Annotated in this window: 9 protein-coding genes; all 9 read left to right on the top strand. The window is 60.9% G+C overall.

Going from position 1 to position 10,604, the window contains the following annotated elements:
* Complete coding sequence (murD, locus tag AB4P97_RS18320; protein WP_395601440.1) at nt 1-1,347, top strand: UDP-N-acetylmuramoyl-L-alanine--D-glutamate ligase; 1,347 nt, start codon at nt 1-3, stop codon at nt 1,345-1,347.
* A complete protein-coding gene (ftsW, locus tag AB4P97_RS18315; protein WP_047303079.1) occupies nt 1,344-2,561 on the top strand; it encodes a putative lipid II flippase FtsW in 1,218 nt (405 codons plus the stop codon). Before murD ends, ftsW begins: the two co-directional genes overlap by 4 nt.
* On the top strand, nt 2,551-3,621 hold the full coding sequence (gene murG / locus AB4P97_RS18310) for an undecaprenyldiphospho-muramoylpentapeptide beta-N-acetylglucosaminyltransferase (protein WP_115148181.1): 1,071 nt from the start codon (nt 2,551-2,553) through the stop codon (nt 3,619-3,621). The genes ftsW and murG overlap by 11 nt, the downstream gene beginning before the upstream one ends.
* Complete coding sequence (gene murC, locus AB4P97_RS18305; protein WP_042560981.1) at nt 3,614-5,074, top strand: UDP-N-acetylmuramate--L-alanine ligase; 1,461 nt, start codon at nt 3,614-3,616, stop codon at nt 5,072-5,074. Before murG ends, murC begins: the two co-directional genes overlap by 8 nt.
* Nucleotides 5,071-6,030: a D-alanine--D-alanine ligase gene (locus AB4P97_RS18300; protein ID WP_115148182.1), complete on the top strand. Its 960-nt coding sequence runs from the start codon at nt 5,071-5,073 to the stop codon at nt 6,028-6,030. The genes murC and AB4P97_RS18300 overlap by 4 nt, the downstream gene beginning before the upstream one ends.
* Nucleotides 6,031-6,034: 4 nt before the next feature.
* Nucleotides 6,035-6,901: a cell division protein FtsQ/DivIB gene (locus AB4P97_RS18295; protein ID WP_047303073.1), complete on the top strand. Its 867-nt coding sequence runs from the start codon at nt 6,035-6,037 to the stop codon at nt 6,899-6,901.
* 15 nt (nt 6,902-6,916) lie between these two features.
* The gene (gene ftsA, locus AB4P97_RS18290; protein WP_047303071.1) at nt 6,917-8,176 is read left to right on the top strand and encodes a cell division protein FtsA; all 1,260 of its coding nucleotides are present in this window, start codon (nt 6,917-6,919) and stop codon (nt 8,174-8,176) included.
* A gap of 103 nt (nt 8,177-8,279) precedes the next feature.
* The gene (ftsZ, locus tag AB4P97_RS18285; protein WP_042560977.1) at nt 8,280-9,476 is read left to right on the top strand and encodes a cell division protein FtsZ; all 1,197 of its coding nucleotides are present in this window, start codon (nt 8,280-8,282) and stop codon (nt 9,474-9,476) included.
* A 112-nt stretch (nt 9,477-9,588) separates the two neighbouring features.
* The gene (gene lpxC / locus AB4P97_RS18280) at nt 9,589-10,500 is read left to right on the top strand and encodes a UDP-3-O-acyl-N-acetylglucosamine deacetylase (RefSeq protein WP_007939852.1); all 912 of its coding nucleotides are present in this window, start codon (nt 9,589-9,591) and stop codon (nt 10,498-10,500) included.
* Nucleotides 10,501-10,604: the final 104 nt, after the last annotated feature.

Raw genomic sequence — 10,604 nt, 5'->3', positions numbered from 1 at the left:
GTGTCTCTGATCGCTTCTGACCACTTCCGCATCGTTGTCGGCCTCGGCAAGAGCGGCATGTCCCTGGTTCGCTTCCTGGCGAACCGGGGCACGTCGTTTGCCGTGGCCGATACGCGGGAGAATCCACCGGAACTGGCCACGCTCAAGCGTGACTATCCGCACGTGGAAGTGCGTTGTGGCGAGCTGGACGTTGAATTCCTCTGCCGTGCCGACGAGCTCTACGTGAGCCCCGGCCTGGCGCTGGCGACCCCGGCCCTGCAAGCCGCTGCGGCCCGTGGCGTGAAACTGTCCGGTGACATCGAGCTGTTTGCGCGTAACGCGAAGGCGCCGATTGTGGCCATCAGCGGTTCCAACGCGAAAAGCACCGTTACCACCCTGGTCGGCGAGATGGCGGCTGCGGCCGGCAAACGTGTGGCGGTGGGCGGCAATCTCGGTACCCCGGCGCTGGATCTGCTCAGCGACGACGTCGAGTTGTACGTGATGGAGCTGTCGAGCTTTCAGCTGGAAACCACCGATCAGCTCAACGCTGAAGTGGCTACCGTGCTGAACATCAGCGAAGACCACATGGATCGCTACAGTGGTCTGCCGGCGTACCACCTGGCCAAACACCGGATCTTCCGTGGTGCCAAGCAGTTCGTTGTCAACCGTCAGGATGCACTGACCCGTCCACTGATGGGCGAGGGCCAGCCATGCTGGACGTTCGGCCTGACCAAACCTGATTTCAAGGCATTCGGTATCCGCGAAGAAGAGGGCGAGAAGTATCTGGCCTTCGAATTCCAGAACCTGATGCCGGTCCGCGAGCTGAAAATTCGTGGCGCGCACAACCAGTCCAACGCACTGGCCGCGCTGGCACTCGGCCATGCGGTCGGCCTGCCATTCGACGCAATGCTTGCGGCCCTGCGCACCTTCGCCGGCCTCGAACATCGCTGCCAGTGGGTGCGTGATCTGGACGGTGTCGCTTACTACAACGATTCCAAAGCCACCAACGTTGGCGCCTCACTGGCGGCCATCGAAGGCCTGGGTGCGGACATCGACGGCAAGGTCATTCTGATCGCCGGTGGTGATGGCAAAGGTGCCGAGTTCAACGACCTGCGTGATCCGGTGGCAGCCAACTGCCGCGCCGTGATCCTGATGGGCCGCGACTCCGACAAGATCGGCGCGGCCATCGGCGATGGCGTGCCACTGATTCGCGCAACCTCCCTGGTTGATGCTGTCGCGCAATGCCGCGCCGCCGCCCAACCGGGTGATGTGGTGCTGCTGTCGCCGGCCTGTGCCAGTTTCGACATGTTCAAGAATTACGAAGACCGTGGTCACCAGTTCGTCCGCGCCGTGGAGGAATTGGCATGAACCTGAGAAATATCATCAAGCCTTACCCGTCGCCGCTGATTACCGGGCGCGGTATCGATCTCGACTTCCCGATGCTCGCCGGTTGCCTGGCGCTGCTCGGCCTGGGCCTGATCATGATCGCTTCGGCCTCCACCGAAGTGGCAGCCGCGCAGTCGGGCAGTCCGCTGTATTACATGATCCGCCACCTTATCTATGTGGTGCTGGGGTTGGGCGCGTGCATCATCACCATGATGATTCCGATCGCCACCTGGCAACGCCTTGGCTGGTTGATGCTGCTGGGTGCGTTCGGCCTGCTGATCATGGTGATCATCCCGGGGATCGGCCGTGAGGTTAACGGTTCGATGCGCTGGATCGGTTTCAGCTTCTTCAACGTGCAGCCCTCGGAGATCGCCAAGGTATTCGTGGTGATTTACCTCGCCGGATATCTGGTGCGTCGCCAGAAAGAAGTGCGCGAGAGCTGGATGGGTTTCTTCAAGCCGTTCATCGTGCTGCTGCCAATGGCCGGCCTGTTGCTGATGGAGCCGGACTTCGGTGCCACCGTCGTAATGATGGGGGCTGCGGCGGCGATGCTGTTCCTTGGCGGGGTGGGCTTGTTCCGCTTCTCGCTGATGGTGGTGCTGGCGGTCGGGGCCGTGGTCCTGCTGATTCAGATGCAGCCCTACCGGATGGCGCGTCTGACCAACTTCGCCGACCCGTGGGCCGACCAGTTCGGCGCCGGTTATCAGTTGTCGCAAGCGCTGATCGCGTTCGGTCGTGGTGAATGGCTGGGCGTGGGCCTGGGCAACAGCGTGCAAAAGCAGTTTTACCTGCCGGAAGCGCACACCGACTTCGTGTTCTCGGTACTCGCCGAAGAGCTTGGCGCGGTGGGTTCGCTGTGCACCGTGGCCCTGTTCGTCTTCGTGTGTATCCGCGGCATGTACATCGGTCTGTGGGCCGAGAAAGCCAAGCAGTTCTTCGCTGCTTATGTGGCATACGGCCTGTCATTCCTGTGGATTGGTCAGTTCCTGATCAACATCGGTGTGAACGTCGGCCTGCTGCCAACCAAGGGGCTGACCTTGCCGTTCCTCAGTTACGGCGGCAGCTCGCTGGTGATCTGCTGTGCCTGCCTTGGCCTGTTGCTGAGGATCGAGTGGGAGAGTCGAACCCATTTGGGCAGTGAAGAGATGGAATTCCATGAGAGCGACTTCGCCGAGGAGCCGAATCATGGGCGCTAACGTATTGATCATGGCCGGCGGAACCGGCGGCCACGTATTCCCGGCGCTGGCCTGTGCCCGCGAGTTTCAGGCGCGCGGCTACACCGTGCACTGGCTCGGCACGCCACGCGGGATCGAGAACGAACTGGTACCGGCCGCAGGGCTGGAACTGCACCGCATCAACGCCAGTGGCCTGCGCGGCAAGGGCAAGCTGTCGCTGCTCAAGGCGCCGTTCATGCTGCTCAAATCGGTCTGGCAGGCGCGGGCGATCATTCGTCGGCTGCGTCCGGTGTGTGTGGTCGGCTTTGGTGGCTACGTGACCGGCCCCGGCGGTCTCGCGGCGAAACTGGCCGGTGTGCCGGTGATCGTTCACGAGCAAAACGCCGTCGCCGGCACCGCCAATCGGTTGCTGGTGCCGTTCGCCGCCCGAGTGTGTGAAGCGTTCCCCGACACCTTTACTCTGTCGGACAGCCGCCGTACCACCGGTAACCCGGTGCGCAGCGAGCTGTTCCTCGAAACACCGCGACCTGCTCTGGCCGGTCGCAAAGCGCGTTTGCTGATCCTGGGCGGAAGCCTTGGCGCAGAGCCGTTGAACAAGTTGCTGCCTGAAGCGCTGGCGCAAGTCGCTGCCGATTTGCGTCCGGAAGTGTTCCATCAGGCCGGCAAAAACCACGATGAAGTGACTGCAGAGCGCTACCGCGCCGCCGGCGTGGAAGCGCAGGTGCAGCCGTTCATCAAAGACATGGCCCAGGCCTATGGCTGGGCTGACCTGGTGGTGTGCCGTGCAGGCGCGTTGACCATCAGTGAGCTGGCTGCCGCCGGTCTGCCCTCGATGCTGGTGCCTTTGCCCCACGCGATCGACGATCACCAGACCCGCAACGCCGATTATTTGGCCCGTGAAGGCGCTGCCTTCCTGATGCCGCAAAGAACGACTGGTGCCGCGGACCTTGCCGCGCGCCTGACAGAGGTCTTGATGCAACCGCAACGACTCGAAGAAATGGCCCAAGCGGCCCGCCGTCTGGCGAAACCCGATGCCACCCGTAGCGTGGTCGATACCTGTCTGGAGGTGGTCCATGGTTGAGAATCAGAAAGCCATGCCGCAACCGGAAATGCGCCGCATCCGTCGCATCCACTTCGTCGGTATCGGCGGCGTGGGCATGTGCGGCATCGCCGAAGTGTTGTTGAACCTGGGCTATGAAGTGTCCGGTTCCGACCTGAAAGCCTCGCCGGTCACCGAGCGTCTGGAATCGTTCGGCGCCAAGATCTTCATCGGCCACCGTGCCGAGAACGCTGCTGCCGCCGATGTGTTGGTGGTGTCGAGCGCCGTCAACACCTCCAACCCGGAAGTGGCGACTGCACTGGAGCGCCGCATCCCGGTGGTGCCGCGTGCCGAAATGCTGGCTGAGCTGATGCGCTATCGCCACGGCATCGCCGTTGCCGGTACCCACGGTAAAACCACCACGACCAGCCTGATTGCTTCCGTGTTCGCCGCCGGTGGTCTCGATCCGACGTTCGTTATCGGTGGGCGTCTGAACGCTGCCGGCACCAACGCGCAACTCGGCACCAGTCGTTACCTGATCGCCGAAGCCGATGAAAGCGACGCGAGCTTCCTGCACTTGCAGCCGCTGGTGGCCGTGGTCACCAACATCGACGCCGATCACATGGCGACCTACGGCGGTGACTTCAACAAACTGAAGAAAACCTTCGTCGAATTCCTGCACAACCTGCCGTTCTACGGTTTGGCGGTGATGTGCCTGGACGACCCGGTCGTGCGCGAAATCCTGCCACTGGTCAAACGTCCGACCGTGACTTACGGCTTCAGTGAAGATGCCGACATTCGTGCGATCAACGTGCGTCAGCAAGGCATGCAGACCTTCTTCACCGTGCTGCGCCCTGATCGCGAGCCGCTGGATGTATCGGTGAACATGCCGGGTAACCACAACGTGCTCAATTCGCTGGCAACCATCTGCATCGCCACTGACGAGGGCGTCAGCGATGAAGCCATCGTTCAGGGCCTGTCGGGCTTCCAGGGTGTTGGTCGACGTTTCCAGGTCTACGGCGAACTGCCGGTGGACGGCGGCAGCGTGATGCTGGTCGACGACTACGGCCACCATCCGACCGAAGTCGCTGCCGTGATCAAAGCCGTGCGGGGTGGTTGGCCGGAGCGCCGGCTGGTGATGGTTTACCAGCCGCACCGCTACAGCCGCACCCGCGATCTGTACGACGACTTCGTCAATGTACTGGCTGACGCCAACGTGTTGCTGCTGATGGAAGTCTATCCGGCCGGTGAAGAACCGATCCCGGGCGCCGACAGCCGCAAGCTGTGCAACAGCATCCGGCAGCGCGGTGCGCTCGACCCGATCTACATCGAGCGTGGCGTCGATCTGGCGCCGCTGGTCAAGCCGCTGTTGCGCGCCGGCGACATCCTGCTGTGCCAGGGCGCTGGTGATATCGGCGGTCTCGCGCCGAAGCTGTTGAAAAGTGAATTGTTCGCTGGCGCCGTGGCCGCGCCGGTCGAGGGGAAGTTGAAATGACTGCTGCCTACGCCAATCTGTTCTCCACCATCGCGCCGAAAGACTTCGGCCGCGTCGCCGTGCTGTTCGGTGGCTTGAGTGCCGAGCGTGAGGTTTCGTTGAAATCCGGTAACGCCGTGCTCGAGGCGCTGCAGAGCGCTGGCGTGGACGCGTTCGGCATCGACGTCGGCGACGATATTCTGCAGCGTCTGCTGAGCGAAAAAATCGACCGCGCCTTCATCATTCTCCACGGTCGTGGCGGTGAAGACGGCTCCATGCAGGGCCTGCTCGAGGTCGCCGGCATTCCATACACCGGCAGCGGCATTCTGGCTTCGGCACTGGCGATGGACAAACTGCGCACCAAGCAGGTCTGGCACAGCCTCGGGATTCCGACGCCGCGTCACGCCGTGCTGTGCAGCGAAGCCGATTGTATTTCGGCAGCGACGGAACTGGGCTTCCCTTTGATCGTCAAACCGGCGCATGAAGGTTCAAGTATCGGGATGGCCAAAGTGAGTTCTGCGTCCGAGTTGATCGACGCATGGAAAGCGGCCAGTACCTACGATTCGCAAGTGTTGGTCGAGCAATGGATTCAAGGTCCGGAGTTCACCATCGCCACCCTGCGTGACCAGGTGTTGCCTCCAATCGCCCTGGGTACACCGCACACGTTCTACGACTACGACGCCAAGTACATCGCCAACGATACCCAGTACCGCATTCCGTGCGGGCTGGATGCCGCCAAGGAAAAAGAACTCATGGATCTCACGGCCAAGGCCTGTGAGGCGCTGGGTATCGCCGGTTGGGGCAGGGCAGATGTGATGCAGGACGCCGACGGGCAGTTCTGGTTCCTGGAAGTGAACACCGCACCGGGCATGACCGATCACAGTCTGGTGCCGATGGCGGCCCGTGCTGCCGGTCTGGATTTCCAGCAACTGGTACTGGCCATTCTGGCTGCCAGCGTAGAAGAGGCGCGAGGTTAAGACGATGCAAGGCGCACAGCTCAGACATCAGCCACCCGCACCCGGCCGCAAGCCGGTGCCGCGGGGTGCCAGCCGAATGGTGGCCAAAGAGCCGATGTCCGCGCGCCTGCCAAAAGCCAACTTCGGTTTTGTGAAAAGCCTGTTCTGGCCAGTGCTGCTGGTGGTGCTCGGGTTCGGTACTTACGAAGGTGCGCAGCGGTTGCTGCCTTACGCCGACCGGCCGATCGCCAAAATCGCGGTGCAGGGCGACCTGAGCTACATCAGCCAGCAAGCGGTGCAGCAGCGAATCGCCCCGTTCGTCGCGTCGAGCTTCTTCACCATCGACCTGGCCAGCATGCGCAAAGAGCTTGAGCAAATGCCCTGGATTGCCCACGCCGAAGTGCGTCGGGTGTGGCCGGATCAAGTGGTGATCCGCCTCGAAGAGCAACTGCCGATAGCGCGTTGGGGCGACGAGTCATTGCTCAACAACCAGGGCCAGGCGTTTACGCCCAGGGAGCTGGCGAACTACGAACACCTGCCACAACTGTTCGGCCCACAACGGGCTCAGCTGCAAGTGATGCAGCAATACCAGGTGCTGAGCCAGATGCTCCGGCCTATGGGCTTCTCGATTGCACGCCTTGAATTGCGTGAGCGAGGTAGCTGGTTCCTGACCACCGGTGCCGGCAGTTCCGGCCCCGGCATCGAGTTGCTGCTGGGACGCGGCAACCTCGTGGAAAAGATGCGCCGCTTTATCGCCATCTATGACAAGACGCTTAAAGAACAGATTACGAACATTGCGCGCATCGATCTGCGCTACGCCAACGGCCTTGCTGTTGGCTGGCGGGAACCAGTAGCGCCGACGGCAGCCCAACCCGCTGTCGCAAAGAATTAAGAAGAGGCAGGACCCATGGCAAACGTGCAAAGCGGCAAAATGATCGTCGGTCTGGATATCGGCACCTCCAAGGTGGTGGCGCTGGTAGGCGAGGTCTCGGACGACGGCACGCTGGAAATCGTCGGTATCGGTACACATCCGTCCCGCGGCCTGAAAAAAGGCGTGGTGGTGAATATCGAGTCCACCGTGCAATCGATCCAGCGCGCGATCGAAGAAGCCCAACTGATGGCGGGCTGCCGCATTCACTCGGCGTTCGTCGGCGTGGCGGGTAATCACATCCGCAGCCTGAACTCCCACGGCATCGTTGCGATTCGTGATCGCGAAGTCAGCTCGGCCGACCTTGAGCGTGTGCTCGACGCCGCCCAGGCTGTGGCGATCCCGGCTGATCAGCGTGTGCTGCATACCCTGCCGCAAGATTACGTGATCGATAACCAGGAAGGCGTTCGCGAACCTCTGGGCATGTCCGGCGTACGTCTGGAAGCCAAGGTTCACGTGGTCACCTGCGCCGTCAACGCCGCACAGAACATTGAAAAATGCGTGCGCCGCTGCGGTCTGGAAATCGACGACATCATTCTGGAGCAACTGGCGTCCGCGTATTCGGTGCTGACCGATGACGAGAAAGAGCTGGGCGTGTGCCTGGTCGACATCGGCGGCGGTACCACCGACATCGCGATCTTCACCGAGGGCGCTATCCGCCACACGGCCGTGATCCCGATTGCCGGTGATCAGGTGACCAACGACATCGCCATGGCGTTGCGCACCCCGACCCAGTACGCCGAAGAGATCAAGATCCGTTACGCCTGCGCCCTGGCCAAACTGGCTGGCGCCGGCGAAACCATCAAAGTGCCAAGCGTTGGCGACCGTCCCCCGCGTGAACTGTCGCGTCAGGCCCTGGCCGAAGTGGTCGAGCCGCGTTACGACGAACTGTTCACCCTGATCCAGGCCGAACTGCGCCGCAGCGGCTACGAAGACCTGATCCCGGCCGGCATCGTCCTGACCGGCGGTACGTCGAAGATGGAAGGCGCCACCGAGCTGGCCGAAGAAATCTTCCACATGCCGGTACGCCTCGGTGTCCCGCATGGTGTGAAAGGTCTGGATGACGTGGTGCGCAACCCGATTTATTCCACTGGCGTTGGCTTGTTGATGTACGGCCTGCAAAAGCAGTCCGACGGAGTGTCGTTCTCCGGCATCGGCAGCCGCGACAGCTACAGCAGCGAAGAGCCTCAGGCGCCGCTGCTCGACCGACTGAAAAAGTGGGTCCAGGGCAATTTTTAAAAGCAGCGCGAAGCGACAAGCTTCAAGCGGCAAGCAACAGCAGTAGATACACCGCAACAAACAGCAGTAGGCGAAAAAACTAGAGAATGTAAGGAGAGGGAAAATGTTCGAACTCGTAGACAACATCCCCGCAAGCCCGGTAATCAAAGTTATCGGTGTTGGCGGTGGCGGCGGCAACGCTGTCAATCACATGGTCAAGAGCAACATCGAAGGCGTTGAATTCATCTGCGCCAACACTGATGCTCAAGCGCTGAAATCCATCGGCGCGCGGACCATCCTGCAACTGGGCACCGGCGTGACCAAAGGTCTCGGCGCTGGCGCCAACCCTGAAGTAGGTCGTCAGGCCGCTCTCGAAGACCGTGAGCGCATTGCCGAAGTCCTGCAGGGCACAAACATGGTGTTCATCACCACGGGCATGGGCGGTGGTACCGGTACCGGTGCTGCGCCGATCATCGCCGAAGTGGCCAAGGAAATGGGCATTCTGACCGTTGCGGTCGTGACTCGTCCGTTCCCGTTCGAAGGCCGCAAGCGCATGCAGATCGCCGACGAAGGTATCCGTCTGCTGTCGGAAAGCGTTGACTCGTTGATCACCATTCCCAACGAGAAGCTGCTGACCATCCTCGGTAAAGACGCGAGCCTGCTGTCGGCTTTTGCCAAGGCCGACGATGTACTGGCCGGTGCCGTTCGCGGTATCTCCGACATCATCAAGCGTCCGGGCATGATCAACGTCGACTTCGCCGACGTACGTACCGTGATGAGCGAAATGGGCATGGCGATGATGGGCACTGGCTGCGCCAGCGGTCCTAACCGTGCACGTGAAGCCACCGAAGCGGCGATTCGCAACCCGCTGCTCGAAGACGTGAACCTGCAAGGCGCACGCGGCATTCTGGTGAACATCACCGCCGGTCCTGACCTGTCCCTGGGTGAGTACTCCGACGTGGGTAGCATCATCGAAGCCTTCGCATCCGAACACGCCATGGTCAAGGTCGGTACCGTTATCGATCCGGACATGCGTGACGAGCTGCACGTCACCGTCGTTGCCACCGGTCTGGGCGCGAAAATCGAGAAGCCTGTCAAGGTCATCGACAACACCGTTCACACGTCCATGGCAGCTTCTCAGGTTCAGCAACCGGCTCCGTCCCGTCAGGAAGCACCTGCGGTGAACTACCGTGATCTGGACCGTCCGACCGTCATGCGCAACCAGGCTCAGGCCGGTGCTGCGGCTGCCGCGAAGATGAATCCGCAAGATGACCTGGACTACCTGGACATCCCGGCTTTCCTGCGTCGTCAGGCCGATTGATGGAATGTATCAGGGCTATGAAGGTGATTGGTGTTCAGCAAAGGCTCGGTCTGCTATTATCGCCAGCCTTTGTTGATACCAGTTCGCAATTTGCGCTGAAGCGGCCCAAGCCATGATTAAACAACGCACACTGAAAAATATTATCCGTGCCACAGGTGTAGGCCTGCACTCCGGTGAGAAGGTCTATCTGACCCTCAAGCCTGCGCCTGTCGACACTGGCATTGTGTTTTGTCGCGCTGACCTCGACCCTGTGGTGCAGATTCCTGCCCGCGCGGAAAACGTCGGTGAAACCACTATGTCGACGACGCTGGTAAACGGCGACGTCAAAGTGGACACGGTAGAGCACTTGCTCTCGGCCATGGCTGGCCTGGGCATCGATAACGCCTACGTCGAGCTCTCCGCGTCCGAAGTCCCGATCATGGATGGCAGCGCTGGACCCTTCGTATTCCTGATTCAATCGGCTGGCCTGGAAGAACAGGACGCCGCCAAGAAATTCATCCGCATCCTGCGTGAAGTGACAGTGGAAGACGGCGACAAGCGCGCCACTTTCGTCCCTTTCGAAGGGTTCAAGGTGAGCTTCGAGATCGATTTCGATCACCCGGTTTTCCGGGACCGCACCCAAAGTGCAAGCGTGGATTTTTCCAGCACTTCGTTCGTAAAAGAAGTCAGCCGCGCCCGTACTTTCGGTTTCATGAGTGATATCGAGTACCTGCGCAAGCACAACCTCGCACTCGGCGGCAGCGTTGAAAACGCAATCGTGGTCGATGCCGATGGCGTACTGAACGAAGACGGCCTTCGCTATGAAGACGAATTCGTGAAGCACAAAATCCTCGATGCCATTGGCGATCTGTACCTGCTGGGCAATAGCCTGATTGGTGAGTTCAAGGGCTTCAAGTCCGGTCATGCACTGAACAACCAGCTGCTGCGCAAATTGATTGAGCAGACAGATGCCTGGGAAGTGGTGACGTTCGAAGACGCCAGTACCGCACCAATCTCTTACATGCGCCCTGTTGCGGCGGTGTAAGTAAAAAACCTCTCTAGTTTTTTGAAGGCCATCCTCGGATGGCCTTTTTTTATGCCTGGTGTTTTTGTGTTGCCTGAGCTGACCTCATCGCTGGCAAGCCAGCT

It is taken from the genome of Pseudomonas sp. A1230 (assembly GCF_044218825.1).
In the GTDB taxonomy this organism is placed as follows: domain Bacteria; phylum Pseudomonadota; class Gammaproteobacteria; order Pseudomonadales; family Pseudomonadaceae; genus Aquipseudomonas; species Aquipseudomonas iridis.
The sequence above is the reverse complement of the archived record's forward strand: the minus strand, read 5'-3'. Positions and strand labels throughout refer to the sequence as shown.